The 16,212-nt window shown below is 49.7% G+C and carries 12 protein-coding genes; 6 read left to right on the forward strand and 6 right to left on the reverse strand.

The genetic code is table 11. The features are described from left to right. Positions 1 to 190: 190 nt before the first annotated feature. Together AC6I8J_RS21565 and AC6I8J_RS21570 are read right to left on the reverse strand one after the other, a co-directional pair. Positions 191 to 505: a NirD/YgiW/YdeI family stress tolerance protein gene (locus tag AC6I8J_RS21565; protein ID WP_222925650.1), complete on the reverse strand. Its 315-nt coding sequence runs from the start codon at positions 503 to 505 to the stop codon at positions 191 to 193. A 40-nt stretch (positions 506 to 545) separates the two neighbouring features. After that, positions 546 to 3,473: an autotransporter outer membrane beta-barrel domain-containing protein gene (locus AC6I8J_RS21570; RefSeq protein ID WP_497825866.1), complete on the reverse strand. Its 2,928-nt coding sequence runs from the start codon at positions 3,471 to 3,473 to the stop codon at positions 546 to 548. A gap of 619 nt (positions 3,474 to 4,092) precedes the next feature. Between AC6I8J_RS21570 and AC6I8J_RS21575 the strand changes: the two genes are divergently transcribed. Continuing rightward, entirely contained in the window at positions 4,093 to 4,341 is a 249-nt protein-coding gene (locus AC6I8J_RS21575; protein WP_161736942.1) for a putative hemolysin, read from the forward strand. A gap of 692 nt (positions 4,342 to 5,033) precedes the next feature. Next, the gene (locus AC6I8J_RS21580; RefSeq protein ID WP_497825867.1) at positions 5,034 to 9,167 is read left to right on the forward strand and encodes a S6 family peptidase; all 4,134 of its coding nucleotides are present in this window, start codon (positions 5,034 to 5,036) and stop codon (positions 9,165 to 9,167) included. 188 nt (positions 9,168 to 9,355) lie between these two features. Here the strand turns inward: AC6I8J_RS21580 and AC6I8J_RS21585 are convergent, their stop codons facing one another. From AC6I8J_RS21585 to AC6I8J_RS21595, 3 genes are all read right to left on the reverse strand, one after another. Then, entirely contained in the window at positions 9,356 to 9,559 is a 204-nt protein-coding gene (locus AC6I8J_RS21585) for an Hha/YmoA family nucleoid-associated regulatory protein (protein WP_150015823.1), read from the reverse strand. Between the two features lie 245 nt (positions 9,560 to 9,804). Beyond that, positions 9,805 to 10,236, reverse strand: coding sequence for a PACE efflux transporter (locus AC6I8J_RS21590; protein ID WP_222925648.1), 432 nt, complete (start codon positions 10,234 to 10,236; stop codon positions 9,805 to 9,807). A 628-nt stretch (positions 10,237 to 10,864) separates the two neighbouring features. After that, on the reverse strand, positions 10,865 to 11,875 hold the full coding sequence (locus AC6I8J_RS21595) for a LacI family DNA-binding transcriptional regulator (protein ID WP_161736614.1): 1,011 nt from the start codon (positions 11,873 to 11,875) through the stop codon (positions 10,865 to 10,867). Between the two features lie 107 nt (positions 11,876 to 11,982). Here AC6I8J_RS21595 and AC6I8J_RS21600 point away from each other — a divergent pair, with 107 nt between their 5' ends. The 4 genes from AC6I8J_RS21600 to AC6I8J_RS21615 all read left to right on the forward strand — a co-directional run bounded on the left by AC6I8J_RS21600 (position 11,983) and on the right by AC6I8J_RS21615 (position 14,995). Next, a complete protein-coding gene (locus AC6I8J_RS21600) occupies positions 11,983 to 12,996 on the forward strand; it encodes a Gfo/Idh/MocA family protein (protein WP_497825868.1) in 1,014 nt (337 codons plus the stop codon). Between the two features lie 143 nt (positions 12,997 to 13,139). Then, positions 13,140 to 13,676, forward strand: a complete 537-nt coding sequence (locus AC6I8J_RS21605) for a tetratricopeptide repeat protein (RefSeq protein WP_497825883.1) — start codon at positions 13,140 to 13,142, stop codon at positions 13,674 to 13,676. Between the two features lie 60 nt (positions 13,677 to 13,736). Continuing rightward, the gene (locus AC6I8J_RS21610) at positions 13,737 to 14,213 is read left to right on the forward strand and encodes a sigma-70 family RNA polymerase sigma factor (RefSeq protein ID WP_497825884.1); all 477 of its coding nucleotides are present in this window, start codon (positions 13,737 to 13,739) and stop codon (positions 14,211 to 14,213) included. Continuing rightward, positions 14,210 to 14,995 (forward strand): anti-sigma factor family protein, encoded by a 786-nt coding sequence (locus AC6I8J_RS21615; RefSeq protein WP_161736617.1) that lies wholly within the window; start codon positions 14,210 to 14,212, stop codon positions 14,993 to 14,995. Before AC6I8J_RS21610 ends, AC6I8J_RS21615 begins: the two co-directional genes overlap by 4 nt. 26 nt (positions 14,996 to 15,021) lie before the next feature. Here AC6I8J_RS21615 and AC6I8J_RS21620 read toward each other — a convergent pair whose 3' ends face one another. After that, positions 15,022 to 15,600, reverse strand: coding sequence for a YceI family protein (locus AC6I8J_RS21620; protein ID WP_222925720.1), 579 nt, complete (start codon positions 15,598 to 15,600; stop codon positions 15,022 to 15,024). Between the last annotated feature and the right edge of the window lie 612 nt (positions 15,601 to 16,212).

A 16,212-nucleotide genomic window follows, 5' to 3' on the forward strand; every position in this document is an offset into this window, starting at 1 on the left:
GAATGCTCAGCCGGATGGCTAACCAGCATTTGAAATCAATGGTTTTGAGAAATAATGACGTTCAGGCGCTATCGGTACATGGGTACACTGTTTGTACTAATTACTTTTACAAACGGTAAGGAACCTGAAGCTTCTGATAAGTTAAGACAAGTAAAAAGCCAGTGCTGCCACTGGCTTTTTTTTCAGATGTTTATTTCAGAATATAAACACGATCTACGTTGATTTCGCTGTAGCCATCATCCCGGTCAACTTCACCGCTGACCCGTACCTTTTTACCAATCAGATAGCGATCATCGTCATCATCATCGTCTATATCGACACGGATGCGGCCAGTCGGGTCTTTTAACCAGTAGTGATCATCATCGGCCCTGCCAGTGATCGTTCCCGTGAGCGTAACCTGACGATCGTCGCGCAGGGTTTTCGCCACTGCGACCGTGACTTCCTGCCGGGCATATGCCGAGCCTGAAGTGATGAAGGCCAGGATCATCCATAATATTTTCTTCATTTACGTCTCCTTTAATACCCATCATTTGTTGGTTTATTGACTAAAAACTAAAACGATAACCGGCGTTAACCTGGCGCTGGTTGAAGCGATTTCCATTTACCCTATCTCCTTCAATAAAAAGGGTATGGTTACTGATTTGCGCACTGACACCGATACCGTTATTCCAGCCATTACCTTTAAACGAGAGGCGCTCATCTGAACCATTCAGAGCATAAGCAGCATCCCCGTCAAACTCGCGCAAAACACCTGTTTTGACATAAGCATTGAGTTTGTAGTTGCTCTGATTGACTTCATAACCTGCCAGTACGCTGGCTCTTCCCATCATGGATTTGTAACTTGAGAGATTAATGTTGAGGCCATTCGACGCCTGTACAGAGGTTCCATCCTGATGACCGGCAGTAAGCTGAAGCTGTGGTTCCAGGTAAAAGCCAGTAAGGTCGTCAGAGAAGCTGAACTTCTTGCCGGCTTCGAGTGATCCACTCAGGCCTGATGAGACACCATGTCCGGATACGCGATTATTCTGCGTATCGCTGACATCAAATTGATTTCTCAGGCGGTTGAATTTCAGTACGCCATCCAGGTAGAAGCCTGCATCATTCAGCCATGTGCCGTAGATACCAAAATGTTCAGATTTAGTCGTGCCATCGCCAGCACGATAATGAGGCGAGCCCTCTGTTGCTCCCATAAACAAGCCCAGATAAATCGGCAGATCATCGGACAGGCGTTTATCTACTCCAAACTGATAGCCTGAATAATTCATGCTGAAGTTGCTCAGCTTGCCATTGGCAAAACCACTAAAACGCCCATCCATTCCGCGCAGCCAGACATTGCCGCTCGTCTTTCCCTGGCGCACATCACCCATACGCTGCATCAGAGTCTGCATTTCGGCATAATTCATCAGATAACCGATGTTAAGGAAGTTGGCGCCTGCATTCGCTGTGGTGGTGATTGTTGAATTGTGATTTTGTTCTGCTGGCTGTGTAGGATTTCCATTTTCTTTAATGTCTTTATCTGAAGCAGGGTGAATGTTGTTATCCGTTGGGGCTACGGGGTGTTGGTCTGCTGAGGGTTTCTCATCAGAAGCAGGTTGAATGTTGTTATCCGCTGGAATAGTGGGTTGCTCATCTGCAGCAGGCGCTTCAGGCGCTTTTGGCGATGAGAGAACCCAGTTAGTTCCCTGTTTGTTGACCGAATAGACATAGCCACCCAGTTCAACGTCGGTGTTGCCCCTGAACGTCGCGATACCATCGGTAGTTTCAACAACGGTCAGCACTTCATTTCCTGTGGTAATGGCACTGCCGCGGTTCAGAATATTCAGACCGTATTCACCTGCGCTGCTTTCGGTCACCACGATTTTGTCGCCAGTATTATTTACCCCTTCACCATCGCCGACCAGATTGGTACGAAGGGTAAAGTTGCCGCTACCACTCAGGTTAGCAATGGTCAGAGTGGAGTAGGTCGCATCGTCTGTTGCTGCTGAAAGGTCTGCCAGTGAGTTATTTAATGTCAGGTTATCAAGATTAGATGTTTGACTAACGTTCCATGTGCTGTTAGTGAGGCTGACGTTTAAATGACCGCCATTCACATTATCGCTGGTAGCACTACCGGACCACAGTGAACCCGGCTCTAAATTAAGATCGATCAGGCCCCCCAGCGATACCACGCTGCCGGTGATTTCCGCTTTCCCCTGAGAAGTAATAACGCCCGGGGCAAACCCTTCGGCGTAGAGTGTTGCTATTGCTACTCCGTCCGGAGAGGCCATATTGATAGAGAGATCGCCTGTCAGATTGGTCTGGCCACCATTCCAGGCGACAACACCGATTCCTGTATCAGGGCCGGTGATGCTGATGTCTTCGCCATTAATCACGCCTCCCCCCAGAGACCAAAGGCCTCTGCCGACCATATCTGATTGTTTAAGAACAATATCTGTGTTTGCCAGATTGATCACTGCACCTGTCGATTGCGCGGATGCGCCATAACCGCCAGACTGAATGGTGTTGCGTTCCTCTTCACTGCCTGAAAAGTTGAGGATGGCATTATTATCCATTGCAACAAGGCCGCCAGTCTGCGCTGATGAGATCACGCTGCCTGCGCCGACATTTATCAGGCTATTTTCTCTGGCTGAAATGCCAGGAGAAGTCGTGCCAGATGTGCTGATTGTCAGATGATCGGCAGTCAGTTCACCCAGGCTCCAGATGCCTGCAGAAGTCTGACCTGTGGTGATAATGGTTGAGTGGCTGCCCAGATCAACCGAGCCATTATCCTGAATATTGATGCCCTGCGAGGTGTCGCCAAGAGTATTAATGGTCAGCGCTTCCGCTTTAAGCGTTGCGGCACCATTCATCGCATCACCGGTCAGTGTATCCACCTGTACGCCATGACTGTTGGTCCCGTTGGTCTGTATACTACTGTCACGGCCTAAATCAACGTTTGACCCGTAACCGCTGACGCGCAGTGCAATACCGTTGGTGCCCTGGGTACTGATACTCGATGCTTCGGCCTGCAACGAGGATTGATTGCTTACAACCACCCCCTCTGCGTAAGCAATACCTGATCCAATCGATGTGACGGAGCTACCTGATCCCAGATTGGCAGTAACCTGCTTTCCACTGAGCTCCATCGCCACTGCGGATATTCCTGAAACATTGAGAATTAATTTATCAGCAGTAAAGTGACTGTTCGCAGCCTGGATGAAAATTCCCTTAGCGTAATGCTCAGGGTCTTTCACCGTAACTGTGCTGCCCGAACCGGCTGTCACTTCAGCAGCGGTTGCACCTGTTACAAGAATGCCATAATAACCATCGCCAGATGATTGATCGGCGATTAATGTGGTGCCATCTGCCAGCGTAATATCTCCGCCTCTCTGGCTTCCGACAATAGCCGCCGGACTGACCAGAGGCAACATACCCATACCACCCGCCAGTACCATCGCTTTTACGCGTTTATTTAAGTCAGTATTATTATTCATATCTGTGACTCTTCCTTAAGGTTTTATTAAAGGGCCGGGGGACTCTGAAAGTGTTAAACAGGCATGCCATTTCGCACTTCATACGCTTCTCAGGCCCGATACGAATTAAATGTCTTGTTAATAGAATCCATTAATAACAGCATTTTTACTTAGGGCGGCAGGATTATGCAGGTCAGGCGTTAATTATGTAAAGAGAGTGAAAGTATGCGTCTTTTGACAACAGGTTAAAAGAATCGAAGCACCACAAAGGAATTTCCATTGAAAATTAAGATTATGTGCTAACTGTCACTCGGGAAGTCTTGTTATTTATTATTACAGTCATTCTCTTTTGGTGTTTATTTGTTGTGTTTCGCAGGTCAGTAATGAGAATGCTGGTAGCAATAGGTGTTGTTAAGAGAGGGTTTAGCGCGTGGGTGCTATCATTATTACACGCTCAGATACATACCAGACTTTTCCATAAACTGGTCAGAAAGGAATCTGAAGCCATCGCCGATGAAAAACGTATGACAAAGAGCGAATTAATTAATGCGCTAATCGTTATTGCGCTTTGTGCCATAAGCGTTGTAAGCATGAGAAGCGAAGTCTCACCGACCTGAAATTGATGCTGAGAGAGGGTTATATGAAAATCATAAACAGAATAACAGTTGGCTCCCTGATGCTGGCCACGCTACACATTAGTGCCTGCACGCCCCATCATGCTGAGCCACAGCGCCTGGTAATGCAAAATCCTGCAAGTCAATGGTGCCTGCAGCGTGGCGGACAGCAGGTAAAGGATGAATCATTGAGCACCAGCACACTCTACTGCCTGTTACCTTCAGGAGAAAGGATTGAGCAGTGGGCGTTGTATCATCGCGATCATCCGCAATAATCACTTTTCAATTTTTCCGCCAGTAGGGTTAACGAAAGCCATTGAAATGCAAAGATAATTAACCTGAGGCTCTGTCTTAGCTCAATGCTGGCTAAATCTTTGCAAGACACCCGATCATTTATCGCAGTCCTTTTTTGTGGACTGCTACGGATGTCTCGTGTCGTTCTGACTCCATGAATGGGGTTAACCGCGTGTTTTATGTACACCAGACACTGAATTGGTTAATCCCATGAATGATAATGAATATTATTTCTACAAAGTATTATAAGATTTTTTAGGTAAGAATTAATATCAAGGTAGAGGAAGTGACTTTTCTGAATTAATAAATTATTTTTTATCAGTAAGTGTTTTTTTATATCTATTTTGATCTCATTTGGCAATTGTCCTGACATGGTTTTCAAGAAAAATATTAAATCTGAAGCTTGTAATCCAATTTGATAATGGGTTTTTATAGCCTTTTAATACAATGAGTTATCACAAATTTTACGCTAACCTGCCTCCTTTATTTGATCTGAATCAATATCTATATAAAACTCAGATTCTGTTACCGATTGTCATAATGATACTATTTCATTAATTAAGGTGTTTCTCTTAAATAATAATAGCCTCATGAGGATAATCCATTGAAACATTTTGGAAGCGCAGCGTTATGTTGCACCTTCTTTATCTGCACCAAATCTTATGCGGGCATAATGCGACACGATATTGATGTACAGGAATATCGTGATTTCGCTGAAAACCTGGGAAATTATTCGGTTGGTCTGACAAATATACCTGTCTATAAAATGGATGGTTCTTTATCAGGCTATCTTGATTTCGCCATGCCTGATTTCGGTATGGTAGCGACCTATGGCTACAGCACGCTGGTAGCACCCTCGTATGTTGCCAGTGCCCGTCACAACACCGGCTATCAGTCGTTGAAATTTGGCAACGGTGCACAGTATGGCGCCACCTATAAGCTAATTAACCGCAATGAATCAACGATCTCAGATGTTGATTTTCACCTCCCGCGTTTAAATAAAGTTGTTACAGAGGCCGCGCCAGCAGAAGTGCTCGATAAGACGACTATGCGCACTGCGGATAAGTCACGCTTTTCCTGGTATACCCGAACCGGGGGGGGGACACAAAGTCAGGTCAGTGAGGATCAAACAACACAGATTACGCTGAGCGGTGCCTACAACTGGGTAAGCGGCGGCACCATTAATGCGGATACGATAACGACGCCGTCCGGAACCCTGCGCGCGATTAATTACGGTCCAGACAATCCACTTACTTCGCCGCTCGCGATTGGTACCCTGAGCGGTGATAGCGGCAGCCCGATTTTAGCCTTTGACGAATTTGATCAGAAATGGAAAGTGGCGGGCGTATTACATGGTGGAACCACTGCGGCAGGTTATGGCAGTACTATTATGTGGGAATATATCCCTGATGGGTATATTCAGACCATTAGCGCTATCAATACCTCGCCAGATGTTACAGACATTGCCGGTGCAGGCTCCATTCTCTGGGACGCCCAGGGCATAACCCAAAATAATGCATCCTGGTCATGGAGTGGCCTTGATAAAAAATATGCGAGTATTGCCCCTTCTCAGTCTACTAATGAAGAACTTGATGCCACCAAAGATCTGCGCTTCAACGGCGCTGGCGGCCTGATTACGCTGAATACACCAATCAATATGGGCGCAGGTAAACTTCAGTTTTCTAATAACTATACCGTGGCTTCAGAAGAGGGCGTGAATGCAACCTGGGCAGGCGGCGGTGTTGAAGTTGACGCAGACAAACAAGTCCTGTGGCAGGTTAATGGCCTGGCAAGCGATGCGCTGCATAAAATCGGCGCAGGTACACTACATATCAATGCTGTAGGTACAAACCCGGGTTCGCTGAATGTGGGAGAGGGTACCGTTATCCTCGATCAACAAGCTGATGCCTCGGGCAATAAACAGGCGTTTTCGTCAGTCACTTTAGTGAGTGGGCGGCCAACCGTTATACTGAACGATGAAAATCAGGTCGCGACTGACCAGATTTTCTTTGGTTACCGCGGTGGTCGTTTAGATTTAAATGGTAACGCGCTGAGTTTTAAAAAGATCAACCATACCGACAGTGGCGCTACGCTGATTAACCACAGTGATAATGAAGCAACGCTCAATATTACCGGCTATACCGCCGCAGATGTTCCTTTTTACAGCTATACCGGCAGCAATCGTACAGGTACGCCGGGATCTGTTTATGTTTACAAAAATCCCTACACTAAAGATACGGAGTATTTTCAGTTAAATACGACCTCTTATGGTTATTTCCCTACTGATAAAAGCTCAACCTCTATCTGGACGTATCTGGGTACCGATGCGGATGAAGCCATCAATCATCGCCTGACACAGCTGAACGTTCAGGTGTTCCGCGGTTTTCTGGGTGAAACGCTGGAAAATGCGCTGAATGGCGTGATGAACGTTAACATTCTACCGCGTAACGCCACCGCGATTACCGCACTGACCGGCGGTATGAACCTGAACGGCAATCTCAACGTTGATAGCGGTACGGTGGTGTTATCTGGTCAGCCGGTTCCACATGCGGGAGGCGTTGTCATTGATGACGACTGGAACACTTCACTGTTTAAAGCCGATCAGATCAATGTAGGTACTGGTGCGCATTTCCAGGTGGGAGAATACGCTGGTGTGAAAGCCAACATTGTTGCTGCTGATTCGTCAACGCTCTCTTTTGGCTATAACGATAGCGAGCTGGCAGGCGAGAAAAGCTGGCGTTGCTATTCTGCCATCTATTCTGATGATGTTTCCTGCAGTCAGCCATTGCGAAGCGCGGATGCACTGGCACTGCTGCCCGCCAGTGAAGTGGAAGGTGATGTTCAGCTGGCGAACAACGCCTCACTTTATCTTGGGAAGGTTAACTATCAGGGGGCCGTGACATCAACGGGCAGCAACCTTATGACGCTGGATGCCACTGCGAACTGGACGATGACCGGCAACAGTAATGTCAGTTCACTTCTGGCGAAACGTGGTTCGACACTTTCAATGGTGCCTTCGGGCAACTGGAGCGCCAAAACATTGAATGTCGATACGCTGAATGCGACCGGGTTAAATCTGATGTTAGGCGTTAAACCCTCCACACTGGAAAGCGACAAACTGATTGTAAAAAATTCGGTGAGTGGTGGCGACAACCTGCTGGACGTAAGTCTGCTAATCGGAAGTGAAGAGGACGTTGCGCTGACCCAGGATCTGGTGATGGTTGATGCACCTGCTGGCACGTCTCACAGCTATTTCTCTTTTGCAGACAGCTACAGCGGATTTAGCGTTTACACCCCCAATTATCAGGTGAAAGACGATAACAACCGTGTTTTGTGGGTGCTGGAAAGTAACAAGTCGGCTGAGCCAGAAGTCACGCCTGAGCCGGAACCGACGCCAGCCCCGGAAGTTACCCCAGAGCCAGAGCCGACGCCAGCGCCGGAAGTCACGCCTGAGCCGGAACCGACGCCAGCGCCGGAAGTCACGCCTGAGCCGGAACCGACGCCAGCGCCGGAAGTTACCCCTGAGCCGGAACCGACGCCAGCGCCGGAAGTTACCCCTGAGCCGGAACCGACGCCAGCGCCGGAAGTCACGCCTGAGCCGGTACCGACACCAGCGCCGGAAGTCACGCCTGAGCCGGTACCGACACCAGCGCCGGAAGTTACCCCTGAGCCGGAACCGACGCCAGCGCCGGAAGTTACCCCTGAGCCAGCGCCTGTTCCAGACGCTTCGTCAGCGGATAATGCCACTGCTGAGCAAGCTGCTGTGGAGAAAGCAGAGGAAGACGCCAAATCCAAAGCAGAGGCCGAGGCACAAGCGAAAGCCGAAGCTGAAGAAAAAGCGAAAGAGGAAGCCGCAAAAGCAGAAGAGGAAGCCAAAAAACCGGCGTTCAATCCGGATGACTGGTTCTCTGTTTACGACAACCTGCCACTGATCCAGCGCACGCGTGCCTTAATCGCCTCGCGGCAGTACATTTTCAGTGAAGCGGTCAGCCAGTTGCATAACCGCACTGACAGTCTGCGCGCTTCGCCAGAAAGCAGCGGATCATGGGCAACAATAGAGCAGAAAAAAGGGCATTTTCTTGGACTCGACGTCAACCAGCAAACACTGAACGTGGGCTGGGATAGCCGCAGCGACAAGCAAACAGCCGGTATCAGCGCCAGTTATACGCAGGGTGAGGTAAAAGGGGAGGGTCATGAAAAACATCGACTGGCTACTGTCGGTGCATTTTATTCCTGGCAGGCTGATGCCGGATGGTTCTTTGATGCGGCCAGTCGTTATATGTATCTGAATCAGGAGATAACGCTGGATCCTGCTTTAAATATAAATGGCATGAAAAAGGACAGCCATATGCTGGCAGGCAGCCTGCGCACTGGCTATCAGTTTGCGCTCGCTGACGATACTCTGTTTATCTCACCGTTTGTTGGTGTGACCGCAGGTGTCATGTCCGGCTATACCCTGAAAGGGGAGGATGCGTCAGTTTCGTTAAGTTCATCCACACCTTACTTCACCAGCAGCGGGTTCATGGTGCAGAAACGCGGTCTGGGCGCATTAATGCCGAATATTAACGTCAGCGCCAGTCTGGCCTATCAGTATTCACCTGGTAAAAATGGCTCCACAACCACGCTCTCCGATCGTCAGTCAAACCGGCAATACAGCGCCTGGTCAGATAACCGTTATCGTGGCAGTGTAGGGCTGGAAGGCATTATCGCGCCCGGCCTTTCACTAAATGCGAAAGTAGAGAGCAGTTTTGGTGGTGAATTTAAAACGGATTACAGTGGTTTAATCGGCCTGTCATATCACTTCTGATATCCGTGTCGGAATAATATCAGAGCATCACTTCATGAAGGGGTGATGCTCTGACTTATCGATACATTATTCCTGCTGGAAAATATCAGTCTGCGGACGTAGCCGTAAGACGAAAAAGGATAATCTGCAGAGCAGTAAATCTTCAGAGGATAATGTATTAATGTTGATATTTTCTCCTTATTTCAGCGTCAGCAAACTAATCGCCAGACTTCCGCAGGCACTTCGTTGTAAGTCTCATTCATTATTAGTTCAGCTTTACGATGATCGTATGCGCCCTCAAAAGAAGAGAGATCGTCAGAAGGAAGTTTTTTCCGCATATAGCTTGTCACGATATCCAGGATATCGGTTGACGGGCAGTTTCTTAACTTATTCAGATAGTAGACTTTGTTCATAATTTTTTGCTGAAGTTAACCTGTAAAAATGAGCTTATGCGCGGTCTTAACTTTATCTAAGCTGACTCGCTGTGCTATCGATGCTGCCAGGAAGATAAAAACCTGACAACAGATATACGTGTGTCCTTACGCACTGGATACGTTCAGATGCGCCGCGTCGCCTCTGACGCTTCACTGGCCTGGCTAAACGGAAGATTAAAAATCAGCTTTTATCTTAATGTATTTTTAATTTGTTGTTTCTAAAGTTATTTTTTAAGTGCAGCCCTGCCGTAATCCCATATCAGATTGAAAAGATAAGCATAAACCAGAAAAAACAGCACTAACCCACATTCCAGTTTCAGCGCTGCGAATAGCGTAATATCCAGCCACCATGCTGCAAAAGGTATCAATACGAATAACAGACCTGCCTCAAATAAAACGGCATGGAGACATCTTATTCGCCAGTCTTTTTTAAATCCGGTTCGCAGCTGAACGCTGTCAAACATCAGGTTGAACAGATAGTTCCATCCCATCGCCAGCGTTGATGAAACTATAGTCAACAGTGCCGACTGCGAAGGTGCTGCCGAGGCAAAAATAATCAGAATGATGAAAACCAGGACATTAGCAACGACTTCGAAAATAACTGCGTGCAGCACTCTTTCTGTGGTGGTGCGTACCGGAGATAAACACTGTTCCAAATCACACTCTCATTAATCCGTCAGGCACCGTTACCGGTGAAGATAAAATTCAGGATAATCTTCTGCTCAGTCCGATTATATTCAAAGCGCTGGGCATTCACCTGCCTTAAACGGATGAGAATTTAGCATCGCACCGTCATAAAGTGAAAGCGTAACGGGTAACTACCAATAAAAATCCAGGCAGGCTTGATATTTATCAAATCTTACACAAAACGTGCTTTATCAGCGATGCGCCTTAGCATACCTGCTCCTGAATTACTCTTTCTGTTCAACGACCCGGGTCCAGAATGGTTAATCTGGTAAGTTTTTCACTGCATGCGGTGATGGCCTGTCGGATTCGAGGCGATGATAGCAACTCTGAAATGGAGTGAAATATTAAAATAGAAAATTGAGCGTATATAGATTTATATTTTAATATTTAGATGATAAGCAGGTTTAAAAACTGTATGTCGGCGTCATTTACCGTTCTGAAGCGATTGCGATACAGAAGTACAGCGTAAAGGTGAGGCTGCAGGAGGTGAAAAGTGGTTTGCCTACTGTGCCATTATCAATAGCCTAAACAGATTCAACGTCTGGCATTTATAACGAAAATGCAGTCCTCGGTGGAGAGTATGACGTGATGGTTACTTCATATCGCGTTCTCGGCTGTATAAATCATAAAGTCTACTTTTCCACTGGCATACTCATCGGGTTTCACTTTCTGCTCCAGATAATTCAGCATAAGCTGTACCGCAAGCTGAGCATGCTGCCGGGTATTCTGATCCAGCGTCAGCGCAACGCTCTGCTGCGCCATCAGCGTGCGTGTCGTGGCGTAAAGCTCATGGGTGATCCAGACGCACTGATTCAGCCGACGATGACGTGCCAGCGTCTGGCCTATTTCAGTGTTCCCCAGGCCGGTATTATAAATTCCCTGCAGATTTCTGCTCTGAACCAGCTGCTTCTCCAGCAACTTACTGAGGGTGTCCCTATTTTCCTGAGCCGCCAGAACTTCACATAGCTGAAGATGGGGATAGCGTTCAGTCATCAGCGTGCAAAATCCTTCAATGCGCTGACGATGCGCGCTGTAGTCCCTGTGACCACTGACCATCAATACCTCACCGGGCTGATGCAGCATTTTACCCATAAGCTGAGCGGCGGTGCGTCCTGCCTGCAACTGGTTGATCCCGACATGACAGAGCCGGGCGGCACCGGGCAAATCGGTGACCAGCGAGATCACCGGTACACCACGCACCCGGCAATCTTCCAGCGCCTCATAAATCGCCGGATGTTCATGGGCAAAAACGATTAATCCATCCCGCAATTCACTGCCTTGCCTGATAAGCTTTGCCAGTCGTTCAGGCTGCGCCTCCGGGACAAAAGTGCGATGCAGCGTCAACCGGCGATAGCCCAGATGGGATGCGACCTCCGTAAAATCCTGTGCCAGTTGCTTAAAGAAAAACGAATCGTTGCTGCTGAGCAACAGTTCTATCTGCCACGGATGACGATGCTCCTCAGGTAAAATTCGCCTGAGTCCGACTTCCCGTGCCGCCTGCAGCACCCTGTGAACCGTTTCCGGTGCAACGCCACCCCGTTCATTAAGCACCCGATCCACGGTTGCCAGCCCTACACCTGCCCGCAGGGCGACCTCTTTCAGCGACATGCCGCTCTCCTCTGAGGTAAACACCTCAAAACATCATGCTGTGAGTGTAAAACGCAGCGCTATTCTGCTGATGCAGCTTTCTGCCGGACTATGATGGAGTTCAAATAATGAATAAAAAGCAACGTGTTGCCCTTCTGGGGTGTGGCTTTATTGGTGAAGTTCATGCCGCGAATCTTCAGGCGCATCCCGGGGTAGAGCTGGTGTGGGTGGCGGATGCGGAACCCGCCCGCGCTGCCGACTTTGCGACCCGCTATGGTGCCCGGGTCGCATCTGTCACAGACGCGATAAACGATCCGCAAATTGACATGGTGCTTATCGCCAGCGCGACGCCGACACATGCGGATTTGCTGGAAGCCGCTGCGCGCGCCGGTAAAGCTATCTACTGTGAAAAGCCGGTCGATCTTTCTCTTGAGCGTGCCCGTAAGGCCGTGGCTAACGTTCTCCCTTACAACGTGCCGGTCACGGTGGGGTTTAATCGCCGTTTCGATGTCAGCCATCAGCAGCTGAAGCAGCAACTCCGTCAGGGGCGGATTGGCCCGGTGGAACTGATTCAGATGGTCTGCCGCTCCTCGGCTATGCCACCGCTGGCCTATCTTCAGGCGTCAGGGGGACAGATGCGCGATCAGGCTATCCATTTCTTTGACCTGCTGCGCTGGCTGACAGAAGAGGAGGTAACAGAAGTCGCAGCGATGGGATCAGCACTGGCTTTGCCTTCTATCAGTGAATTTGGTGATGTGGACACCAGCATATTGCTGTTGCGGCTGCAGAACGGGGCGCTGGCACAGCTCGATAATACCCGCCGTACCGGCTATGGCTATGACGAGCGTATCAGTGTAATGGGGTCAGACGGCATGCTGGAATCGGCCTCTCAGCCGCAGCGCGGCGTCAGCTGTTATCAGGGCGCGCAGATTCAGCAGCCAGGTCTGCTGCCCGATTGGTTCAGCCGGGTGCAGCCAACCTATTATGCTCATCTTGATGCATTTATCCGATCGCTGAACGGGGAGCAGGTTGGCGATCTGCCTGGCCTGGAGGATGGTCTCAGGGCACAGGCGATTGCGGAAGCTGCGGTGATCTCTCTGGCGGAAAGACACTTCAGTAAGGTGGAAAACGAGCTGATCTGATCAGGCATGGCTGGCGGCCAGAAAATAAGTTTATTTTTATCGAATAGAAACCGGTGCTGAGCTGTTTACCGTATAGCGCTGCGCTGGCGGAGTGCCTCTGGCAGGTTTCATCAACTGCCTCCCCGACCCGATAAGGATAAATGATGACAACACGTTCTGGTATTCCTCTGCTTGCCGTTCCGGCCCTGTTACTGTTGCTGCACTCGCCGCTAAGTATGGCGATGGGTGACAATGACAGTGAGAAAAAGACGCCTGACTGCCCCAAAGGTCAGGTCTATGACAGTCAGACCAAAAGCTGTGTACCGGAGAAGACCAGCAGGCTGAGTGACGAAGACAAAACGCGCTACGCCTATCATCTGGCGAAAAAAGGTGAATATCAGTCAGCGCTGAACCTGCTGGATATGCTGAAAAACCCGGATACCCGCGAAGCCTGGAATTATCGTGGTTATGCTACCCGCAAGCTGGGCCGCACAGATGAGGGCATTGGCTATTATCAGCGCGCCATTGCGCTCGATTCCCGTTACGCTAAAGTGCGTGAATATCTTGGTGAAGCCTGGATGATCAAAGGGCGACCCGACCTGGCGCGCGAACAGTTAAAAACCATTGCCGGGATTTGTGGCACCGATTGCGAGGAGTACCGCGATCTGCAGGCCGCAATTAATGGCCATCCCGAGGTGTGACTCGGCACGGAGGAGCGAAAAATCACTCACAGCGACATCCGTCAGCACCTTGCAGAACACCTGACGCGACTCTGGCGTTACGGCTATGTGCTGTCGCACAACCGTGACATGGCAGAAGAGCTGGTACAGTCGACCTGCGTGCGCGCGCTGGAGCGCAGCGCACAGTTCACGCCGGGCACACGCATTGACCGATGGCTTTTCTCGATCCTCCACTCCATCTGGATCAGCGACTTACGGGCGCGAAAGGTGAGACAGGGCCAGGAATTCGTTGATCCCGATGCACTGCTGGCCGTGGATAACCATGCTTTCAGCGACGACAACCGGCACTACCAGCGCATCATGCAACAGGTTAACGCCTTGCCCGAAGCGCAGCGTAATGCGCTGTTTCTGGTTTATGTCGAAGGACTGACCTATCAGGAAGCGGCAGAAACGCTGGCTGTTCCGATTGGCACCATTATGAGCCGTCTGGCCGCAGCGCGTGCCACGCTGGCCAGGCAGACAGCGGCCTCGCCCGTACCGCAGGAGAATCGGAAATGAACAGGGAAACTTTTACGCCACCGTGGCGCGATGAGGCGATTGTTGCCTGGCTGGATGGTGAGATGATGCCACAGGAAGCTGCAGAGTTTGAGCAGGCGATGGCTGAAGATCCCGAACTGGCCGCAAGGGCCGCGAATTTCCGGCAAAGCAGTCTCGATTTTGAACAGGCTTTTGCACCGCTGCTGGAACAGGCTCCACAGGCCAGAATGGCACAGCAGCTGGCGGCCATCACCGCACCCGAGTCCCCGCCAGCCAAAGGATACAGCCGTCGGGCACTGATTGCCGCGTCTGTCAGCTTTTTGCTGGTGGGCAGCAGTATCGGTTTCCTGGCAAGACCGTCAGATGATGAGCAGGATGAAAGCCAGGCCATCCGCGATCTTGAAGCACGTTATATGTCGCTCTACAGTGCTGAAACGCTTGCCGACATGCCCGGTGATGCTCTTTCGCTGAAAAAGGGGCTGGACCGCACCCGACTCGATTTAGGATTGCAGCTGCACCCCCAGCAACTGCACGTAGCGGGGGCTGAACTGAAAATGGTGCGTATCCTGCGCTACGAACGGACGTCAATTGCGCAGATCGCCTGGCTGCACGCAGATTATGGCCCGATGGCGCTTTGTATCTCGCCCGCACCGCACAACACGAACCCGATTGCCCGCGAACAGCGCCACGGCATGCAGCTGGCCTGGTGGACGCGCGACGGTTATCAATATGTGCTGATTGGCCGCAACCCCTCAGCGCAGCTGGCGTCCACCGCTGAAACATTACAGGCAGCGCTCACGTAATCCGGCAGCACGCGCAGCGGTGACGGTCAGCGCGGCTCTCTGACCTGCGCTGCAATCTTTAGCGCAATATTTACCCGGTCGTCCACCACCCCGACCAGCCGGTCCATACCGAAGGCGGAGCGGGAGATGGCGGTGGAGGCATGCAGCGCCAGCAAGCGTGAGGCAGGATCGAGGGTGTTCCCACTGTCCAGCGAGGCCAGCATCACGACAGGCCGGCTGACAGCTTTAACCGTCAGCGTGCCAAAAATCCGGTAATTACCGTCACCCAACGCAGCCACGCGACTGCTGACGAAATAAATCTGCGGGTAACGCTCTGCGTCAAAAAACAGATCACTTTTCAGTTGCCAGGTTAACAGGCTGTTCGAGGCCACCAGCGTTCCCACCGGAATATTCACTTCAATACGATCGTCACGATCCTGATCCGGATTAAGCGTAACCGTGCCGGTCACGCCCTGCAGTCTGGCCTGCGAAAAGTCATGTCCAAAGGCACGCCACGAAAGGCCAATCGACGTTTTATCGGGGGTAATGGCATAGGTTACCGGCGCGGCACAGATCACCGGGCTGATCAGGGCAAACAGAGTGCATAAACAGGCGGCACGTATCATCACTTTTTCTCTTTTAGACAGACCAAACGTTAACGCCTGAAACCGCGATCTTATTCGCTTTTATTAGCACTGCTTTTACCACAGAGGCACAGATAATCTTAAAGATATTAACTGACTGCCACCTTAAATTCACCAAAATGTAATTATTATTCCGCGGGCAGAATATCAACCCCAGGAAATATTAAGAATACATTAAGTCGACTTTATTAATCTTTCGTTTTACTGAAATCCTGAGTGGAGGTATTTGACACCCTTAAGGGGGCAATTTGCGATATGAAATTAGCTTATCGTAATCAGTGGCTTAAGGTTTTCTCGTTAAAGGAAATTTATGTCAGGCGAGCTTCATCGGAGCTGATAACAGGCTGGGCTTCCTGTTTTTTAAACACAATATCAATAACTCAAAAAGAGTTGAGTTCCGGGGCGGTATTATTGAAATGATAGTGAACTTTTCAGAAATCCATTAACTCAATCCTCGTTGTTTTTATTGTAATTAAACCTCTTCATTTAATGTTCAGTTAACTTTCATACGTTAGCTTGTATTAGCAGTCCGGTAACCTTAATTCCATAACGGGAAACCTGTTATGTCTTATCTGCCTGCCGGGTGTTGATAAA

The sequence above is a fragment of the Pantoea sp. X-Soil-ISGK-355 genome (assembly GCF_059730805.1).